This is a genomic window from Tolypothrix sp. VBCCA 56010 (assembly GCF_050875635.1).
GTDB lineage: Bacteria > Cyanobacteriota > Cyanobacteriia > Cyanobacteriales > Nostocaceae > Hassallia.
This window is the reverse complement of sequence record NZ_JBPAOH010000521.1, coordinates 1-240: the sequence shown is the minus strand read 5'-3', so window position 1 is coordinate 240 and position 240 is coordinate 1. Positions and strand designations below refer to the sequence as shown.

The 240-nt window shown below is 35.8% G+C and carries 1 pseudogene; it reads right to left on the bottom strand.

The window, feature by feature from the left end:
* Positions 1-141: pseudogene (locus AABK37_RS42195) on the bottom strand (ISH3 family transposase); the annotation flags it as partial.
* Positions 142-240: the final 99 nt, after the last annotated feature.

Sequence of the window (240 nt, the reverse complement as noted above, 5' to 3'; positions counted from 1 at the left end):
TTGCCCCTTTCTATATTTGCAGATAATCCACAAGTTAAAAGTGACTGAATCATTTTTATATCTACCCATTGTATAGGTAGTTTTGTAACTTATTTTACCCTTCCAAAATTGCTTGATTCCTCCTTGTTTGCCTCTTCTAATAACCCAAGTTGCTAGTTATGCTTTAGAGGGTTCGCAGGCATAACATTAAAGCAATAAAATCCCCTCCAGAGTCAAAATCGGAGGGGTTTATGTTAAATG